This window comes from Allochromatium humboldtianum (genome assembly GCF_013385175.1).
Classification (GTDB): domain Bacteria; phylum Pseudomonadota; class Gammaproteobacteria; order Chromatiales; family Chromatiaceae; genus Thermochromatium; species Thermochromatium humboldtianum.
In genome coordinates this window covers 24,090-42,507 of the sequence record NZ_JABZEO010000005.1, presented here as the reverse complement: position 1 = coordinate 42,507, position 18,418 = coordinate 24,090, and the positions used below count along the sequence as shown (strand labels likewise).

Sequence of the window (18,418 nt, the reverse complement as noted above, 5' to 3'; positions counted from 1 at the left end):
TTCGACGAGATCCATCGGGCTGCGCGATATCATGCCGACTTTCGGTTGACTACGATAAAGCGGGGTCGAGTGAGGGCCGATGAGCAATCTGTCGCGAATGCTGTATGTGAGTCGCGCCAGTCTGGGCGTGGATGACGAGGCGCTCAAACAGATCCTGGAGGTCTCGCGCCGCAAGAACAAGGAACTCGGCATCACGGGTATCCTCTGCTGCGGGGGCGGACACTTCATCCAGGTGCTGGAGGGCGAGCAGGAAGAGGTGTTCCGGCTCTACGGCCGCATCCTCGACGACCGGCGCCACTTCGATTCAGTGCTCATCGGAGTGGCCCCGATCAAACAGCGTCTGTTCGGCAGCTGGGCAATGGGCTATCTCGCGCATCCACCCGAGATCATGGAGGCGCGGCGCAAGGATCTTCTGGCGGCCTGGGCGGGGCGAGTCGAGGCCGACGAGCTACTGACGCTCATGAAGCGCTTCGCGGCGCAGCTCAAGGTTTGAACGCCGGGTCGTTTCATGCACAGCCTCAAACTGCGCGGTGCGCGCACCCACAATCTCAAGAACATCGACCTGGATCTGCCGCGCGAGCGCCTGATCGTGCTGACCGGGCTGTCCGGTTCGGGCAAGTCATCGCTGGCCTTCGACACCCTCTATGCCGAGGGACAGCGGCGCTATGTCGAGTCGCTGTCGGCCTATGCGCGTCAGTTCCTGTCGATGATGGAGAAGCCCGACATCGACCATGTCGAGGGACTCTCCCCGGCGATCGCCATCGAGCAGAAGACCACTTCGCACAATCCGCGCTCCACCGTCGGCACCATCACCGAGATCCACGACTATCTGCGACTGCTGTTCGCGCGCGTCGGTCAGCCGTGTTGCCCGACCCACGGTGAGCCGCTCGACGCCCAGACCATCAGCCAGATGGTCGACCGGGTGCTGGCGCTGCCCGAGGGCGAGAAGCTGATGCTGCTCGCGCCCGTGGTCGCGGCGCGCAAGGGCGAGTATCAGCACCTGCTCGGCGAGCTGCACGCCCAAGGCTTCGTGCGTGCTCGGATCGACGGGCAACTGTACGAGCTGGACGCACCGCCCGAACTGGACCCGAAGAAGAAGCACGACATCGCGGTCGTCGTCGACCGCTTCCGGGTGCGTGCCGATCTGGCGCTGCGTCTGGCCGAGTCGTTCGAGACCGCGCTCAACCTCTCCGGCGGCCTCGTCCAGGTCGGCTGGATCGATGAGCCGGAGCGTCCCGAGCTGACGTTCTCGTCGAAGTTCGCCTGTCCGCTCTGCGGCTACAGCCTGCCGGAGCTGGAGCCGCGTCTGTTCTCGTTCAACAATCCGGCCGGCGCCTGTCCGACCTGCGACGGGCTGGGCGTGGAGCCCTTCTTCGATCCCGACAAGGTGGTGATGCATCCAGAACTGAGTCTGGCCGGTGGCGCGGTTCGCGGCTGGGATCGGCGCAACGCCTATTACTTCCAGCTGATCCGCTCGCTCGGCGAGCACTATGGCTTCGATGTCGAGATCCCCTGGATCGAGCTGCCCGAGCCGGTGCGCTCAGTGATCCTCTACGGTAGCGGCACGGAGAGGGTCCGGCTCAAGCTGCCGCATGCCAAGGGCAGTCCCAAGCCGCAGGTGTTCGAGGGCATCCTGCGCAACATGGAACGGCGCTATCGCGAGACCGAGTCCAACACGGTGCGCGAAGAGCTGGCGCGCTATCTCTCGCAGCGGCCCTGTCCGGCCTGCCGGGGCACGCGCCTGAACGAAGCCGCGCGTCATGTCTTCATCGGCGGGCACAACCTGCCGGCGATCTCGGGCCTGCCGGTCGGCGAGTCGCTGCGTCTGTTCGAGACATTGGAACTGCCGGGCCAGCGTGGCGCGATCGGCGCCCCGGTCATCACCGAGATCGCCACCCGGTTGCGCTTCCTGGTCGATGTCGGACTCGACTATCTGACGCTCGAACGCAGCGCCGAGACGCTTTCGGGCGGCGAGGCCCAGCGTATCCGGCTCGCCAGCCAGATCGGCGCCGGACTGGTCGGGGTCATGTACATCCTCGACGAACCCTCGATCGGACTGCACCAGCGCGACAATGCGCGGCTCCTGAAGACGCTCACCCATCTGCGCGACCTGGGCAACACCGTGATCGTGGTCGAGCATGATGAAGAGGCGATCCGCACCGCCGACTGGGTGGTGGATCTGGGACCGGGCGCGGGCGCGCATGGCGGCGAGATCGTCGCTCAAGGTACGGCGGATGCGATCGCGGCCAATCCGGCCTCATTGACCGGACGCTATCTGTCCGGCGCGCTGCGCATCGAGATCCCCGCCCGGCGCACACCCAACGACCCCGCACGCCAGCTGCGCATCCTGGGCGCCAGCGGCCACAACCTGCGCGCGATCGATGTCTCGATCCCTGTCGGCACGCTCTGCTGCATCACCGGCGTCTCGGGATCGGGCAAGTCGACCCTGATCAACGACACCCTGTTTCCGGTGGTCGCGCGTCACTTCAACGGCGCCGGCCTCACGCCCGCGCCGCATATGGCGGTCGAGGGGCTGGAGCAGTTCGACAAGGTAGTCGACATCGACCAGAGCCCCATCGGTCGCACGCCGCGCTCCAATCCGGCGACCTACACCGGGCTGTTCAATCAGGTGCGCGACCTGTTCGCCGCCGTCCCCGAGGCGCGTTCGCGCGGCTATGACGCCGGGCGCTTCAGCTTCAACGTCAAGGGCGGGCGTTGCGAGGCGTGCAAGGGCGATGGCGTGATCCGGGTCGAGATGCACTTCCTGCCTGACGTGCATGTGCAGTGCGAGGTCTGTCGCGGGCGGCGCTACAACCGCGAGACGCTGGAGATCCGCTACAAGGGCCGATCCATCGACGAGGTGCTGAATCTGACGGTCGAGGAGGCGCTCGACTTCTTCGCCCCGGTGCCGGTGATTGCGCGCAAGCTCCAGACGCTGATGGATGTGGGCCTGTCCTATGTCCAGCTCGGCCAGAGCGCGACCACGCTCTCGGGCGGCGAGGCCCAGCGCGTCAAGCTCAGCCGCGAACTCTCCAAGCGCGACACCGGGCGCACGCTCTACATCCTCGACGAGCCGACCACCGGGCTGCACTTCCACGACGTCCGGCATCTGCTCGAAGTACTGCACCGACTGCGCGACCAGGGCAATACGGTGGTGGTGATCGAGCACAATCTCGACGTCATCAAGACCGCCGACTGGATCATCGATCTGGGGCCGGAGGGCGGCGATCGGGGCGGGCAGGTGGTCGCGGTCGGCACGCCCGAGACGATCGCGGCGGACGAGCGATCCCATACCGGGCGTTTTCTGCGGCCCCTGCTGGAACGTGGATGGTAGCCGAGGAACGGCCGGGGCGAATCGGCGACTGCATCTACGGACTCAAACCCTGAGGACGCTAGCCACCTGCTGCGCACTCATCTGACCGGACTGGGCCTGAAAAGCGAGCTGGGGATTCTGGGCCATCGTTTCTCGGGCCGTCTGAGCCATGGCCATCGCCTGCTCGGAATTCAGGCCGCTGTCCGACGTGGACTCGACGGCTCCGGTCGTGGACGCGCCGGCTTGCTGCAGACGATAGGCGTCCTGCGAAATCGAGATGGTTTCGCTGGAGGAACTGACCGTTTGTGTCGGTGGCGTGGAGTTGGCGCCGCGATCCGGCGTCGACGTGGTCACACTGGGAGTGGCCGGCGTGCTTTCGGACCCGGAGTCGACGCGCGGCGGCGTATAGGCCCTGGTCGCGCTCGTCGACGGAATGTTGCTGGACAACCCGATTTCGTTCATAAAACCCTCCAGGCTCCGCGAATGCGGTGTGTCGATCACTATACCTGATCAGACAGTATAGCCGCTGACTGTTCCATTCGAATCCATTCGGCGGCGACAGCGGTCACTTCAGCGCGCAGAGGTTCCGGCGATGAGCACGGAACGGGCCTGCGCGACGAGTGCGCCGAACAGAGCGCGCTGGCGCGACAGATAGAGCAGGAACTCCGGATGCCACTGAACGCCCAGCAGAAAGCCGGCCTCCGGATCCTCGATCGCCTGGACGATGCCGTCGAGATCGCGCCCGCTCACCCGCAAACCCTCGCCGACGCGATCGATGGCCTGATTGTGCAGGCTGTTGATGTGCCGTCGGCAGCATGGCGCCAGGATCCGGCCCAAAACCCTGGAATCCTCCGTCACGCACAGCGTCTTCAGCGGCAGCACCGTCCAGCGGTGCGAGGTCTTGCGGCGGCGCGAGCGCAGTTCCTGGAACAGGGTGCCGCCCCGGCAGACATTGAGCAACTGCGCCCCGCGACAGATCCCGAGCAGCGGCACTCCCGCTGCCAGCGCCGCCCGGATCACCGCCATCTCCAGCGCATCGCGCGCCGGGTCATAGTTCGGCTCGACCTCCGGCTCGGCGGCATAGAGCACCGGCTCGACATCGTGCCCGCCGGTCACGATCACGCCGTGATAGGTCAGCCGCTCCAGGTCGTCGCCAGGACGCACCTGGAGCGGCTGACCACCATATAAACGAACCGCCAGCGCCACCAGGGCGCGCGGACCGAAGGCCCCGCGCGCCGGTCCGGTGATGGCGATCACGGGCCGATCCATTCGGCCTCCAGGATCGCCGCCCAGTCACCGAGCCAACGGTCGAGCGGGCGATCGAGATGCGCCTGATAGGCTGCGCAACAGGCGTTCAGGCGCGCCGCGTCCGCCGCCAGACGCTCGACCTCCACCCAGTCGTTCCAGGCCAGATACAGCCCCCAGTCCGGCCGATGGATCTCGCAATCGGGCAGGCGGTAGTGGAAGGTCGGACGCGCCTTGATCAGACTATCCTGCGTGACCCGCCGCACCCGTTCTTCATCGAGGAACAGGAACAGCGGCAGCAGATCGAGCATCCGGTTGCGTGTCGGGTTGTCGGCCAGATAGTCGTCGATCAGCGTGGCCAGATCGGGCCAGTAGTCGGGCGCGATCACGCGACGCACATAATCGAGCGGAAAGGGATCGACGTAGCTGGTGACGCGGCGCGTGAGATCGATGTCGGCCCGTGCGACCAGCCAGTCGGACAGACACAGAAACGCCTTCAGGCAGGCTGTGATGACGTGCGCCCCGGTGTCCGGTACCTCGGGATTGAACTGGAGTCCGAAGGCATTGACCAGAGCGTCCGAGGTGCCCTTGGCTCCGGCTGCGCGCAACCGCGCGATCAGCGCCTCGATCTCTGCCAGCCGCTGGAGCGGCAGCGGCGGACCGACCAGCTCGACCGGAACCAGCGCCTCGGCGGCCCAGGCCAGCACCTCCTCGGCCGAACGACCGAGTTCGTCGGCCAGGGTCTCGTCGGTGCGCTCCTGACGGCCGAGCCGCTTGAGCAGGTCGTAGTCGAGTTCGACCACCCAGTCGCCCGCCGGGTCGCCGTGCAGCACGCGCTCATAGCGGCCGCGTTCGCGGATGTCGAGTCCGAGGAAATCGGCCACCTCGGCAGCCAGCGCATCGAGCTTGAGACCACTCATCTCGATCTCGACGCCGATGCGCCTTGGCTGGCCCTCGGCATTCTCCAGCCAGGGCGGTGACTTCAGTGCGGTCGTGGTCGCGTGCATGTCGTGCTCCAGTGGCCGTCTGCGATCGTCGCCGATGCGATCAGGGTTGGACTTGCTCGACGAGTTGACGATAGAGCGCCTTGAAACGCTGCGGATCGGGCGCCCCGAACACCGGATCCTCGACCGCCGGCGCCGCCGCCTCGATCTCAGCCCAGTCGGCCTCGGTCAGATGTTCGAGCGCCAGCGGAAAGGCTTCGCGCTCCTCCTGGATCAGATGACCGCGCTGGTTGCCGACCAGGGCGCGACCGGCGGCTTCGACGTCCTCGCGCAGCAGCACCTCCTCGCTCAGGATTCCCAGCAGCGACTGGCGGAAATCCTTGGTCAACTGGCTCAGGCCCGCGTGCTGGCGCATGGGGATGGTGAAGACCTCGGACGGCTCGACGCCCTTGTCGATCAGACGCTGGAAGATCAGATCCTCGGTCGGATGATGGACGATGTCGGCATAGCTATCCATATATTCGAGCAACTCGTCCATGAGTTCGTAGTCCGGCTCATCGCCTTCGTGAAAGCGGTCGAGCAATTCTTCGAGCAGGTCGAGCACCCGGCGCAGTCGCGCATGGTCCTGGCCGAGTCGTGTCATGATTGCGTGCATTACTCCATCCTCTTCGTTGTGGTGATCTTTTCATCCCTCAGCCGCCCCAGCCAGTCGGCGAGTTGGCGCCAGACCGGCCCCTCGCGCGGACTCGCACCGTCGGTGACATAACGCAGCGCATGGATGTTGCACAGCACCCAGTCCATGCGCCGGCGCGCTTCCTCGCGTCCGCAGAACAGCAGGCGATCGCCCAGACCGATCGGTACGTCGAGGGCGGGCAGCGGGCGTTGTTCCTGCCCCTGGATCAACAGTAGCGGGATCGCCGGCAGGAGGCGTTCGCGTTCGAGCGGGTCGCGCAGCAGGGTTTCGAGCGTGATGGCCTGTCTACGCCGTTCGGCCTCCAGGATCGCCGGGGCCTGCGTCGCATCGATCGTCACTTCCCAGACATAGGGCTTGCGCCCCTCGACCAGGGCGATGATGCGGCTGATGAGCTGGCTAGCCCAGGCTTCGTCGCGCCGCAGACGCGCCAGCCGCGACAGGTCCGACAACAGCGGCGTGATCAGGCGCATACGGATACGGTGCGCGATGATGGTGCTCGGATTCATGATCGACTGCGCGCCGACCCGGTCGAAGAGTTCCTGATTCTGGATATGGTTCTCGCGCGCGATCACGAACAGATCGGGGTTGAGCGTCAGCGCGGTCATGATGATGGATAGATTGTCGGCATCCTGATCGGTTCCCGCCACCAGCCCGACGGCCTGCCGGATCTCGGCCTGTTCCAGGGTGACGGCTTCGGTGCCGCGTCCGTGCACCACGCCTTCGGTCGGGATGCCGGTCTTGTGCGGCTCGGCCTCGATCACCGACAGCGCGAAGCCTTGAGCCTTGAGATGCTTGTACATCGCTTTGCCGAAGCGCCCGTAGCCGCAGATGACCCAGCGCCCGTGGCGCGGCGGATACCGGGGTTCGTTCAGCTCCTCACCGCCGCGTCCCGAGAGCCAGTCGATCAGCAGGGTCTGACAGGGCGACTGGATGGAGAAGGCGATATAGGCGGCGAAGGCGTCGAAGGGGTCATAGATGTGATCGGTACCGAAGGAGGCCATGTTGGCCTCGATCTCGTGGGAGTCGGCGCGGCAGATGACCTTGACCTCGGGATGCAGCAGCTTGGCGGCGATGGCGATCTTGAGATTGGCCTCGTTGACGTTGGTGAGCGCCACCACGCCCCGGCACAGCGGATGCTTGAGACCGGCCGCCTCCAGGGCGTGCGGACTGCGGGCATCGGCACAGAGCGAGGGCACGTATTCGCGCTGGTTGTCGAGCTGGAGCAGATTGATGCGCTCGGGGTCGACGTCGATCACGACCGACTGGATGTGACGATCCATGAGACCACGCACCAGAGCGCTGCCGGTCTGGCCATAGCCGCACACCAGATAGAAGGGATCGGCGAGCCGGCGCACGCGAGTGCGAAAGCGCCGCTCGGCGATGGCGCGCTGGAGCGTGCTGTCCTGCAGGAGCGTGATCAGATTGCCGATGGCATAGATCCACACCGCCACGGTGGAGAACACCGACAGCGCGACCCAGATCCGCTGCGCATCGGTGAAGGCGTTGGGCAGCTCGCCGAAGCCGATGGTCGTCGACATGTAGCTGACGAAATAGAAGGCATGGAACAGGCTCATCGCCGTCGGATGCCCCTCTGCATCCTGGGCCGGAATGAGTGCCAGCCCGGCCATGGCGATCGCATAGACCACGATCAGCGTCAGCAGCGGCGTGCGCATACGCCGCAGAACGAGGAAGAAGATGGTGTCCACGCCGAACCTCTGTCGCTGTTCGGGCCGCGCTCAGCGCCGCAGCAGGACGGTCTCGATGACCAGCAGCACCACCGAGACCACGTTGGCGATCATGGCCCCGCCCGAGAGCGAGACGATGCTGGCCATGACCGAGGGTGTCATGCCGGTCTCGGTGGTATGGACGGCGATGGTCCAGATCAGCGAGGCGGCCAGCAGTTGCAGCATGGCCACCAGACTGGTCGCCAGCAGCACCGCGCCCATCTGGGTGCGATCGCCGAATTTGAGCACGGTGGCGATCATGTTGACGATCACTACGAAGAACAGCTCCCAGGCATGATGATGATTGGGGTTGTCGATCTCGCCGACGAAGAAGCCGAAGTTGAGCGTCAGGGCGAGCACGATGAAGAAGCCGAAGACGACTTTTTCTGGGTTCATAGTGGATGCATGTGATGGTAGCGATAAGTCGTGTCTGTAGTTTACACGCTCGTCTGATGTCATCGGGAACGGGGTGACGATTCGCGATCGTGCGATCGCGGGCCTTTGCCCGTCCCCTATTCTGGTGAATCGCACCGATCCTGTCTAAACTGATGCGCTTTGCACTCAGACGCCCGCGTTTTCCCTAACTTCTCGCCATGGAACTGCATAGCTTCATTCTTTCGGCCATCGTGCTGCTGACCGCAGCCGCGCTGTCGGTGACGCTGTTCAAGCATCTGGGGCTTGGCTCCATACTGGGTCTACTGGTCGCGGGGATCGCGGTCGGACCGCATTCGCCCGGTCCCTATGTGACGGCCCACGTCGAGGACGTGCGCAACTTCACCGAGTTGGGCGTGGTTCTGCTCCTGTTCATGATCGGGCTGGAGATGCAACCCAAGAGACTCTGGGCGCTGCGCCGCGAGGTCTTTGGACTCGGGACGGTACAGATCCTGCTCTCGGGACTGGTGATCGCGCTCTATCTCTCCCTCTACTCACCCTCCTGGCCGGTGGCCCTGCTCATGGGGCTGACCCTGGCGCTCTCCTCCACGGCGCTGGTCATGCAGCTCCTGCACGAGCGCGGCGATCTGAGCACGCGCCATGGCACCACGGCCTTTGCCGTGCTCTTGATGCAGGATCTGGCCGTGGTGCCGCTACTGGCGATCGTGCCCCTGATGTCGGACCTGGGGCGTGCGGACGAGTCGATCTCGTTCGGCCAACAGGCCATGCACCTGATCGCTCTGGTCGGGCTGGTGTTGGTCGCCGGGCGCTATGTGGTGCCCTTCGTGCTCGATCGGCTGTTGCGTCAGAACAACCGCGAAGCCTTCACCCTGGTGGTCATGCTTGCGGTCCTCCTCTCGGCCTGGGCCATGCACGAGGCCGGTCTGTCGATGGCGCTCGGCGCCTTCATGATGGGTATGCTGCTGTCGACGACCCGCTTCAGCTTCCAGATCCAGGCCCATGTCGAACCCTTCAAGGGACTGCTGATGAGCGTCTTCTTCGTCGCCGTCGGCATGTCGATCGATTTGCCGGCGATCGCCGAGCATCCCTGGCTGCTCGCCCAGCATGTGTTGGTGATCCTGGCCATCAAGCTCGCAGCGCTGTTCGGGATCGCGGTCGTCTTCGGACTACCGCGCGGCGTGGCGACGCGCGTGGCCTTCCTGCTGGCCCAGAACGGCGAGTTCGGCTTCGTGCTCTTCGGGTTTGCCAAGACGCTCGGTCTCATCGACGATGCGACCTTCGTCATCGCGCTCAGCGTGATCTCGGTCAGCATGATGCTCACGCCCATCCTGGTGCGCATCGGTGATCGTCTGGCATGCCGTTTCGAACGGCGTCCGGGACCGATCCAGTCTTTCGACGAGGCCACCACAGGTATATCGCCCAAGGATCGGGTGGTGATCGGCGGCTATGGGCGCGTGGGGCACACCATCGCCACACTGCTGGAGGTCAACCAGATTCCCTTCATCGCCTTCGACAACAATCCGGCCAATGTCGAGCAAGGCGTGCGTGATGGACGGCCGGTCTACTATGGCGATATCGGCGACATGGAACTCCTGACGGCGGCCCATGTGGAGAGCGCCGTGCTGGTGATCCTGACCATCGATCATGGATCGACCGCGTTGCGCGCCGTCTCACATATCCGTCACGCCTATCCGCACGTCCCGGTGATCGCGCGCGCGCGCGATCTCAATGCTTGCGGCAGCCTGATCCGCGCCGGCGCTACACGCGCCTATCCCGAGGCCATCGAGAGCAGTCTGAGGCTCGGCGCCGAGGCGCTACAGATGCTCGGCGTCTCGACCGAGGACGTGGATTCGCTGCTCCAGGGGGTGCGGGGACAGAACTATGCTCAGGTGGTCGAGTGAGCGTATCGTTCAAAGCCATTCGTTACGCTTGAAGGCATAGAGCATCACCCCGTATTCCGCATCCCCGCCGCCAGCGCATTGATCGAGCGCAGCAGCGGATCGAGCCATTCCTCGCGCCGGGCCTCGTCCTCCTCCGAGCGATAGCGCTCCAGCAACGCGACCTGGATATGGTTCAACGGGTCCAGATAGAGATTGCGCCGCGCCAGCGAGTGGCGCAGATCCGGGGTCTCGTCCATGAGCGCGAGCAGACCGGCGACGTTGAGCACCTGAACCAGCGTCCGCTGATATTCCTCCTCGATCAGCCCCAGAATCTGAGCCGCCCGCTCCCGATCCTCGGCCAGACGCAGATATTCGCGCGCGATGTGCATCTCGGCCTTGAACAGCGACATCTGCGTATTGGAGAGCAGGGCGCGGAAATAGGGCCACTCCTGATACATGCGCTGGAGCTTGGCCAGCCGTTCGAGGTCGTTGCCGCGATAGCGCTCGATGGCCTGCCCGATGCTGAACCAGGCTGGCAGCGTCACGCGCGCCTGACCCCAGCCGAACACCCAGGGGATGGCGCGGATCGACGACAGGGAACGATCGGCCTTCTTGCGATGCGCCGGTCGCGAGCCGATGTTCAAAAGCGCAATGCCGTCGAGCGGCGTGCATTCGTAGAAATAATCGAGGAACCCTTCGGTATCGCGCACCAGAGCGCGATAGGCCGCCTCGCCGTGACGCGCCAGTTCGTCCATGATCGCCAGATAGTCGTTGCGTTCCGGCTCAGGCGGCTCGATCAGACAGCGGCTGGCCTTGATCAGCCCGCTGATGCCCATGGTCAGCTCATAGCGCGCCGTCTCCGGGTTGGCATAGCGGTAGGACAGCACCTCGCCCTGCTCGGTGAACTTGATCTGACCATGCACGGTGTCGACCGGCTGGGCGAGGATGGCCTCGTGGGTCGGACCGCCGCCACGTCCGACCGTGCCGCCGCGCCCGTGGAACAGCCGACAGGCCACGCCCCGATCGTCAGCGAGCGCGATGACCTTCTTCTGCGCCTCGAACAGCTTCCAGCTCGACGCCAGGATGCCGCCGTCCTTGCACGAATCCGAATACCCGAGCATCACCTCCTGCTGATTGCCCGAGGCACGCAGCAGCGCCAGATAGGTCGGATCGTCGAAGAGCCGGCTCATCACCTGATCGATATGGCTCAGATCCTCGATGGTCTCGAACAGCGGCGAGACCTGAATGGTGCAGAACCAGCCCCGGTTGTCGACGCCGACCAGTCCAGCCAGACGCGCCAGCAGCATCACCTCCATCACATGACTGGCGGCATGGGTCATCGAAATGACGTACTGCCCGAACACCCGCTCGCCGACCTCGGCGCGCATCCGGGCGATGACCTCGAAGGTCTCCAGCGTCTCGCGCGTCTCCGCAGTGAGCGTGGCCTTGTCGATGACGAAGGGATGCGGATGAGCGATGGCCTCGGCGAGCGCCATCAGCCGCTGTTCTTCGTTGAACGCCTGATAGAAGGGCGCGCCGGGCTGACGCGCGAAGAGTTCGGTGACGGCCTGGGTGTGACGGGTCGACTCCTGACGGATGTCGAGATGGACCAGATGGAAGCCGAAGGTCTCGACCAGCCGGATCAGATCCTGCAAGGGACCATCGGCCGCGCTGGCGTCACCATGGTGGATGAGCGAGTCGCGGATCAGCGTGAGATCGGCCAGGAAATCGGCGGCGCCGGCATAGCCGTCCGGCAGTCCATCGTCGCTGACTCCCTCCATGCGCCGACGAATCCGGTCGAGATTGGCCTGGAGCCGATGCCCCATCATGGCCAGCTTGCGCCTGTAGGGTTCGTAGAGGAAACGCCGCTGACGCTGCCCCATGACCCCGAGCCAGTATTCCTCGTCGGCGTCGAGGCTGTCGAGAAAGGCCGGTGAGGGCTGACAGAGCGCGCTCGAATGACTGAGCATCCGGCTCAGATCCTGGAGACGCTCCAGATAGGCTTCCAGGATCAGCTCGGCATGCATGCGCACCGCCAGCTCGGTGGTCTCGGGCTTGACGAAAGGATTGCCGTCGCGGTCGCCGCCGATCCAGGAACCGAAGCGGATGAAACTCGGCACCCGGATGCCGCAGCCGGCGCCATAGTTGCGCCGCACCGCCTTCTCCAAGAAGCGATAGACCCTGGGCACGGCTTCGAACAGCGACTCGCGGAAGAAATGCAGTCCGCGCCGGATCTCGTCCGTCACCTGCGGCTTGTGGACGCGCACCTCGTCGGTCTTCCACAGGATCTGGATCTGGGTCAGGATCTCCTGGAGCTTGTCCTCCAACTCCTCCTCGTTGAGCTTGAGCCGGTGCAGATCCTGTCCGGCGAGGAAGATGCGCCGGAAGGTCTCGGAGATGGTCCGGCGGCGCGCCTCGGTCGGATGGGCGGTGAACACCGGCAGATAGATCAGATGCTCCAGCAGGCTCTGGAAGTGCTCGGGACTGACGCCGTCCTCCTTGAACCGGCGCACCGTATCGTCGAACGAGCCGACCCACAGCCGCTCGCCGGCGGCGATCACGTCCATGCGCGCCAGGTGCGCGTTCAGCTCCTCGGCGACGTTCACCAGCCCGAAGTAGAGCGTGAAGGCGCGGATGACTTCCGCAAGCGTCTGGGGATCGAGGCTCTGGATGCGCTTCATCAGTTTCTCGCGCAGCTCGGGATCTTCCTGCTCGCGCAACTGCATGAAACCGTCGCGCAGACGCTCCACGACCACCAGCACGCGCTTGCGGCTGTGCTCGCGCAGCACCTCGCCCAGCAGGGCGGTATAGAGCTGGATGTCGCGCTCCAGCGTCTGGGCTTGAGGATGTTCGTTCATCAGGAATCCAGGGTCGGTGGCGGAAGGGGAGCCGGAAATGCCGTGGATACTACCGCGAGCCTGTCCCTGTCGCCAAAAGACCGCGTCCAGTCCGTCCAGGTGCGCGGATCGATCGCTCGGCGCGACACTCCGCCGAGTACGGCTCAGTCGGCCGCTTCCTCGCGCATGCGCGCCAGATGCGGGTCGTCGAGATGGGGCAGGAGCGCCACCAGCAGCTCTTCGGCATCCTGGGGACGCTTGTCCGCGTCCATCGACATCGACCAGTCGACGGCCTTGAGCAGGAAGTCGGGATAGCGGTCCTTGAGCGCCTCGACGGCCGGCACCACCTTGTCCTCCTTCTGGCGCTCCGGTGCCGGCTGGGGCGTGCGGCCGTCCATGCAGGTGCGGATGCTGGCGCCGACCGCATAGACATCGGTCCAGGGACCGACCTGACCGGCACGGAAATACTGCTCGACCGGCGAATAGCCGGCGGTGATGACCTGCCCGCCGCGCGATCGACCGCGATTGAGCGGATGGACCGCGCCCAGATCCAGCAGCAGGGGCATGTTGCCGTGACGCAGATGGATGTTGCCGGGCTTGACGTCCAGATGGACCATGGAGCGCCGGTGCAGCAGCGCCAGCGCATCCAGCACCGGGATGAAGACCTCCAGGATGAAGGAGGTGCTCAGTCCCCCCTTGCGCTCGTGCAGATAGGCCCCCAGATTGCGCCCGCGCTCGTTGGGCATCACCATGTAGCCGGTGTCGTTGGCCAGGAAGAAGGCGAGCACCCGCACGATGTTGGGGTGCTTCAGCGACGCCAGCGCCTTGACCTCCTGGAAGAACAGCTTGCGTCCGTGATGGAGGCTCTCGGCATATTCGATGCCCGCCGGCGCCACGCGCCGGTCACGATCGCGGCGCGCGAGCTTCTTGGGCATGTACTCCTTGATGACCACTTCCTCGCCGCTGTCGTCGTCGGTGGCCAGATAGATGAGGCTGAAGCCGCCCTTGGCGATCGGCTTGACGATGCGGTAGGTGCCCACCTGGGCGCCCGGTGGGAGCGTCTCTCGTGCGGCGGCCATGATCGGGACGATGGATCTCCACGCGGACGTTGACGGGATGCGAGCGGTATACTGCGTTTCTGATTTATGATAAACCCTGTCTGGCCGGGTCGGCAGCGATTCGTCCTCTATTCGACCGCCGATCCGAGACAGGCTCCCCGCCCTCAAGAGACGCCCCTGAACCAATGATCAAGAGTATGACGGCCTTCGCCCGCGAGTCGCGGACGGGCGATGTTGGTGAATTGACCTGGGAAGTGCGCACGGTCAATCACCGCTTCCTGGAGCCTTACATCCGCTTGCCCGAGGAGTTGCGCGGACTCGACACCCAGGTGCGAAACCGTCTGGCGGCGCGTCTCCAGCGCGGCAAGGTCGACTGCACCCTGCGCTATGCCCCGGCCGTGGGCGCAGCGAACGCGATCCGGATCAACCGGCCCTTCGTCGAACAACTGCTGGCCGCCGGGCGCGAACTCGGTGCACTGACCGGCCGCGCCCAGGAGCCGACTCCGTTCGATCTGCTGCGCTGGCCGGGCGTGGTGCAGGAGACCGAACCCGATCTGGACCAGCTCAGTGCCGAGGCGCTGGCGCTGCTCGAACAGACCCTGGATTCGCTGCTGGAGACCCGTGAGCGCGAGGGCGCACGCCTGGCCCAACTGCTGCGCGAGCGTTGCGAGCGTCTGGGCGAGAGTGCCGCGCGGGTGCGCGAGCGTCTGCCCGAGGTGCTGGCCGGCGTGCGTCAGCGTCTCGCCGACCGCCTGACCGAACTGCGCGCCGAACTCGACGCGACCCGGCTGGAGCAGGAGATCGCCCTGGTCGCCGCCCGGCTCGACGTCGACGAGGAACTCGACCGGCTCGGCGCCCATATCGAGGAAGTGCTCGACGTCCTGAACCGCGACGAACCGGTCGGACGCCGGCTCGACTTCCTGATGCAGGAACTCAACCGCGAGGCCAACACGCTCGGCTCCAAGTCGGCCGATGTCGCCGTCACCCGCGAGGCGGTCGAGATGAAGGTCTTGATCGAACAGATGCGCGAGCAGGTACAGAATCTCGAATGAACGACCTATCCCGATCCGAGCCCAGAGGGCTTTTGTTCATCGTCTCGGCGCCCTCGGGTGCGGGCAAGACCAGTCTGGTCAAGGCGCTGGTCGAACGCGATCCGGGACTGGCGCTCTCGGTCTCCTGTACCACGCGCCTGGCGCGCGCCGGTGAGCAGGATGGCGTTCATTACCATTTTCTCGACCGCGAACGCTTCGAGTGCGAGATCGCCGAGGGCGCTTTCCTGGAGCACGCCGAGGTCTTCGGCAATCTGTACGGCACCCGCGCCGCCGACGTGCGCCAGTGTCTCGACGCCGGCCGGGACGTGCTCCTGGAGATCGACTGGCAGGGCGCGCGTCAGGTGCGCGAACGCTTTCCCGAGGCGATCGGACTCTTCGTGCTGCCGCCGAGCATCGAGGAACTCGAACGCCGTCTGCGCGGACGCGGCACAGACAGCGATGATGTGATCGCCCGCCGCATGGCTCAGGCCCGCGACGAGCTGGCTCATTTCGCCGAATACAGTTATCTGGTCGTCAACGACTGCTTCGAGACCGCGCTCGCGGCGCTGGCGGCGATCGTCACCGCCGAGCGTCAGCGGCTGGCGTATCAGCGCCCGCGTCTGGCGGCGTTGCTCGACCCCATCGAATCCATTATTTACATCGAATCCATTATTTAAAGGAGACCACCATGGCCCGCATCACGGTCGAGGATTGCCTCGCACACGTCGACAACCGTTTCGATCTGGTTCTGCTCGCTACCAAGCGCGCGCGCCAACTGGCCAATGGCGTCGAGCCGCTGCTGGCGCCGGAGAACGACAAGCCGACGGTCCTGGCTCTGCGCGAGATCGCCGCCGGCAAGATCACCAACGCCATGATCCAGGAGGCCCAGCGCGAAATGGACGACACGGCGGCGGCTCTGGAACAGGCGCTGGCTCAGGAATTCGCAGCCGCCGCCACGCCCGAGGCCGACGACGCGGAATCCGGAAAGGATGCCAAGGACTGACGAGGCCACCGCCGACAGACGTCCGGCCGCGTTGCCCGAGTCGGGCGCGGTCGGCTCGGACGCGCCCGTCCAAAAAGTTCAGCCACTCAGACCACTGGACTGGACGCCGCCTGTCGAACCGCCCTGGCTGGCGGGTGATACGCGCTATCTGGTCAGCGACTTCTGCGACTATCTGGCCAGCTATCTGCCGGCGGATCAGATCAAGGCGTGCTACCACGCCTATCTGTTCGGCGCCGAGGCGCACGAGGGCCAGAAGCGCAAGTCGGGCGAGCCCTATATCTATCACCCGCTGGCGGTTGCGCGCATCCTGGCCGAGATGCGCATGGACTACCAATGTCTGATCGCCGCGCTGCTGCACGACGTCATCGAGGACACCCCGGTCGACAAAGCGCAGTTGGCCGAGACCTTCAGCGAGGAGGTCGCCGAGCTGGTCGATGGGGTCAGCAAGCTCACCAAGCTCGACTTCAAGTCGCGCGCCGAGGCGCAGGCCGCTAGTCTGCAGAAGATGCTGCTGGCGATGACGCGCGACATCCGCGTCATCCTGATCAAGCTCGCCGACCGGCTGCACAACATGCGCACGCTCGACTCGATGAGTCCGGAAGCCTGCCGGCGCATCTCACGCGAGACGCTCGACATCTTCGCGCCGATCGCCAACCGGCTCGGGATCAACTGGATCCGCATCGAGCTGGAGGATCTGGGCTTCGCGCACTACTGGCCGTGGCGGCGTCAAGTCATCCAGCGCGCGCTCCAGGGACGCGGCGGTGGAACACGGGTCGAGATGGTGGGCCTGGTCGAGACGGCGCTGCGCCATGCCTTGCAGCAGGAAGGCATCGAGGGTCGGGTCGAGGGGCGTCAGAAACATCTCTACGGCATCTATCGCAAGATGCGCGACAAGTCGCGCGGCTTCTCCGAACTGGCCGATGTCTTCGCCTTCCGGGTGACGGTCGATCGGGTCGACACCTGTTATCGGGTGCTGGGACTGGTCCACAATCTCTACAAGCCGGTCCCCGGACGCTTCAAGGACTACATCGCCATCCCCAAGGCCAACGGCTACCAGTCACTCCACACCGCCCTGATCGGCCCCCAGGGCATCCAGATCGAGATCCAGATCCGCACCGAGGACATGCAGCGTCTGGCCGAGTCCGGGATCGCCGCGCACTGGATGTACAAGAGCGGCGTCCAGTCCTCCACCGCCAATCCGGCCGCGCTCGCCGCCGACTGGTTGCAGAACCTGCTGGAGATGCAGCGCGACGCGGGCAATTCGGTCGAATTCCTGGAACACGTCAAGGTCGATCTGTTTCCCGGCGAAGTCTATGTCTTCACGCCCAAGGGGCGCATTCACTCGCTCAAGCGCGGCGCGACCGTGGTCGACTTCGCCTATGCCATCCACTCGGACGTGGGCAATACCTGTGTGGCCGCGCGCATCGACCGGCGCATGGCGCCGCTGAGCACGCCGCTGCGCAATGGCCAGACGGTCGAGATCATCACCGCGCCCGGCGCGCGGCCCAATCCGGGCTGGCTGAACTTCGTGGTCACGGCCAAGGCGCGCGTCAACATCCGCGGACACCTCAAGAACATCAAGCAGCGCGAGGCCCAGGCGCTTGGTCGACGGCTGCTGAACGCCGAACTGACCCCGCTGGGCGCTGAGGTCGAGACGCTCGAGCCCCTGCGCCTGGCGGCCTATCTGGAGGAAACGGGTCTGGAGAGCCTGGAGGATCTGTTCGGCGAGATCGGTCTGGGCAACCGGCTGGCGCCGCTGATCGCGCGGCGTCTGGCGGGCATCGAGGGCGAGGAGTCCGACGCGCCTGCCGCCGAGCGGGGGGATCAGGACGTGCATCCGCATCGGCTCGCCATCCGGGGCACCGAGGGCATGGTGGTCAACTTCGCGGGCTGCTGCCGCCCGATTCCGGGCGACGCCATCACGGCCGTCTTCAGTCCGGGGCGCGGCATCGTGGTCCATCGCGCCGAGTGCCGTAATCTCGGCGGGCTGGAAGGCAAGCGCGACAAGCGGCTCGATGTCGAGTGGTCCAGGGAACCCGAGGGCGAGTTCGCCACCGAGATCCGGGTCGAGGTCAGCAATCGGCGCGGCGTGCTGGCCGTGATCGCCGGGGCGATCGCCGAACTCGGCTCCAACATCGAGAACGTCCAGACCATCGAGAAGGATGGCATGATGACGGATCTCGAATTCCGCATCCTGGTCAAGAGCCGTCATCATCTGGCGCGCATCATGCGTCGGGTGCGGCTCATCCCGCCGGTCGATCGAATCATGCGCATCACGCGATCCTGAGCCACCAAA

The 18,418-nt window shown here is 65.3% G+C and carries 15 protein-coding genes; 7 read left to right on the top strand and 8 right to left on the bottom strand.

The genetic code is table 11. From position 1 onward, the window contains the following. Positions 1–79: 79 nt before the first annotated feature. Positions 80–493, top strand: coding sequence for a BLUF domain-containing protein (locus tag HW932_RS08755; protein ID WP_176976114.1), 414 nt, complete (start codon positions 80–82; stop codon positions 491–493). Between the two features lie 15 nt (positions 494–508). Beyond that, complete coding sequence (uvrA, locus tag HW932_RS08750) at positions 509–3,334, top strand: excinuclease ABC subunit UvrA (protein ID WP_176976113.1); 2,826 nt, start codon at positions 509–511, stop codon at positions 3,332–3,334. 42 nt (positions 3,335–3,376) lie between these two features. Here uvrA and HW932_RS08745 read toward each other — a convergent pair whose 3' ends face one another. The 6 genes from HW932_RS08745 to HW932_RS08720 form a co-directional block, all read right to left on the bottom strand. Beyond that, positions 3,377–3,775, bottom strand: coding sequence for a hypothetical protein (locus HW932_RS08745; protein WP_176976112.1), 399 nt, complete (start codon positions 3,773–3,775; stop codon positions 3,377–3,379). Between the two features lie 108 nt (positions 3,776–3,883). Then, positions 3,884–4,582 (bottom strand): gamma-glutamyl-gamma-aminobutyrate hydrolase family protein, encoded by a 699-nt coding sequence (locus tag HW932_RS08740; protein ID WP_176976111.1) that lies wholly within the window; start codon positions 4,580–4,582, stop codon positions 3,884–3,886. Further along, positions 4,567–5,565, bottom strand: coding sequence for an amidoligase family protein (locus HW932_RS08735; protein WP_176976110.1), 999 nt, complete (start codon positions 5,563–5,565; stop codon positions 4,567–4,569). The genes HW932_RS08740 and HW932_RS08735 overlap by 16 nt, the downstream gene beginning before the upstream one ends. Positions 5,566–5,605: 40 nt before the next feature. Continuing rightward, positions 5,606–6,145 (bottom strand): hemerythrin domain-containing protein, encoded by a 540-nt coding sequence (locus tag HW932_RS08730; protein ID WP_343047077.1) that lies wholly within the window; start codon positions 6,143–6,145, stop codon positions 5,606–5,608. Positions 6,146–6,156: 11 nt separating this feature from the next. Continuing rightward, complete coding sequence (locus HW932_RS08725) at positions 6,157–7,902, bottom strand: NAD-binding protein (RefSeq protein ID WP_176976108.1); 1,746 nt, start codon at positions 7,900–7,902, stop codon at positions 6,157–6,159. Between the two features lie 30 nt (positions 7,903–7,932). Then, positions 7,933–8,316: a DUF6394 family protein gene (locus tag HW932_RS08720; protein ID WP_176976107.1), complete on the bottom strand. Its 384-nt coding sequence runs from the start codon at positions 8,314–8,316 to the stop codon at positions 7,933–7,935. A 197-nt stretch (positions 8,317–8,513) separates the two neighbouring features. On the opposite strand from HW932_RS08720, the gene HW932_RS08715 reads away from it, so the two are divergent. Further along, entirely contained in the window at positions 8,514–10,214 is a 1,701-nt protein-coding gene (locus tag HW932_RS08715) for a cation:proton antiporter domain-containing protein (RefSeq protein ID WP_176976106.1), read from the top strand. A gap of 44 nt (positions 10,215–10,258) precedes the next feature. Here the strand turns inward: HW932_RS08715 and ppc are convergent, their stop codons facing one another. Both ppc and HW932_RS08705 read right to left on the bottom strand, forming a co-directional pair. Next, positions 10,259–13,051 carry a phosphoenolpyruvate carboxylase gene (gene ppc, locus HW932_RS08710; RefSeq protein ID WP_176976105.1) on the bottom strand — a complete coding sequence of 931 codons (2,793 nt, stop codon included), beginning with the start codon at positions 13,049–13,051 and terminating at the stop codon, positions 10,259–10,261. A gap of 143 nt (positions 13,052–13,194) precedes the next feature. After that, positions 13,195–14,109, bottom strand: coding sequence for a serine/threonine protein kinase (locus HW932_RS08705; RefSeq protein ID WP_176976104.1), 915 nt, complete (start codon positions 14,107–14,109; stop codon positions 13,195–13,197). Between the two features lie 164 nt (positions 14,110–14,273). On the opposite strand from HW932_RS08705, the gene HW932_RS08700 reads away from it, so the two are divergent. From HW932_RS08700 to HW932_RS08685, 4 genes are read left to right on the top strand one after another with little or no spacing between them, the layout of a single operon-like run. Continuing rightward, entirely contained in the window at positions 14,274–15,140 is an 867-nt protein-coding gene (locus HW932_RS08700) for a YicC/YloC family endoribonuclease (protein ID WP_176976103.1), read from the top strand. Then, positions 15,137–15,796: a guanylate kinase gene (gene gmk / locus HW932_RS08695; RefSeq protein ID WP_176976102.1), complete on the top strand. Its 660-nt coding sequence runs from the start codon at positions 15,137–15,139 to the stop codon at positions 15,794–15,796. The genes HW932_RS08700 and gmk overlap by 4 nt, the downstream gene beginning before the upstream one ends. Before the next feature lie 11 nt (positions 15,797–15,807). Further along, a complete protein-coding gene (gene rpoZ, locus HW932_RS08690) occupies positions 15,808–16,122 on the top strand; it encodes a DNA-directed RNA polymerase subunit omega (RefSeq protein WP_012972148.1) in 315 nt (104 codons plus the stop codon). Further along, on the top strand, positions 16,109–18,409 hold the full coding sequence (locus tag HW932_RS08685) for a RelA/SpoT family protein (protein WP_176976101.1): 2,301 nt from the start codon (positions 16,109–16,111) through the stop codon (positions 18,407–18,409). The genes rpoZ and HW932_RS08685 overlap by 14 nt, the downstream gene beginning before the upstream one ends. Positions 18,410–18,418 lie beyond the last annotated feature (9 nt).

Bases quoted from the DNA above. Each gene is read 5' to 3' on its own strand.
- HW932_RS08755 (WP_176976114.1), top strand. From the start codon at position 80: ATGAGCAATCTGTCGCGAATGCTGTATGTGAGTCGCGCCAGTCTGGGC.
- uvrA (WP_176976113.1), top strand. From the start codon at position 509: ATGCACAGCCTCAAACTGCGCGGTGCGCGCACCCACAATCTCAAGAAC.
- HW932_RS08745 (WP_176976112.1), bottom strand. From the start codon at position 3,775: ATGAACGAAATCGGGTTGTCCAGCAACATTCCGTCGACGAGCGCGACC.
- HW932_RS08740 (WP_176976111.1), bottom strand. From the start codon at position 4,582: ATGGATCGGCCCGTGATCGCCATCACCGGACCGGCGCGCGGGGCCTTC.
- HW932_RS08735 (WP_176976110.1), bottom strand. From the start codon at position 5,565: ATGCACGCGACCACGACCGCACTGAAGTCACCGCCCTGGCTGGAGAAT.
- HW932_RS08730 (WP_343047077.1), bottom strand. From the start codon at position 6,145: ATGACACGACTCGGCCAGGACCATGCGCGACTGCGCCGGGTGCTCGAC.
- HW932_RS08720 (WP_176976107.1), bottom strand. From the start codon at position 8,316: ATGAACCCAGAAAAAGTCGTCTTCGGCTTCTTCATCGTGCTCGCCCTG.
- HW932_RS08715 (WP_176976106.1), top strand. From the start codon at position 8,514: ATGGAACTGCATAGCTTCATTCTTTCGGCCATCGTGCTGCTGACCGCA.
- ppc (WP_176976105.1), bottom strand. From the start codon at position 13,051: ATGAACGAACATCCTCAAGCCCAGACGCTGGAGCGCGACATCCAGCTC.
- HW932_RS08705 (WP_176976104.1), bottom strand. From the start codon at position 14,109: ATGGCCGCCGCACGAGAGACGCTCCCACCGGGCGCCCAGGTGGGCACC.
- HW932_RS08700 (WP_176976103.1), top strand. From the start codon at position 14,274: ATGATCAAGAGTATGACGGCCTTCGCCCGCGAGTCGCGGACGGGCGAT.
- gmk (WP_176976102.1), top strand. From the start codon at position 15,137: ATGAACGACCTATCCCGATCCGAGCCCAGAGGGCTTTTGTTCATCGTC.
- rpoZ (WP_012972148.1), top strand. From the start codon at position 15,808: ATGGCCCGCATCACGGTCGAGGATTGCCTCGCACACGTCGACAACCGT.
- HW932_RS08685 (WP_176976101.1), top strand. From the start codon at position 16,109: ATGCCAAGGACTGACGAGGCCACCGCCGACAGACGTCCGGCCGCGTTG.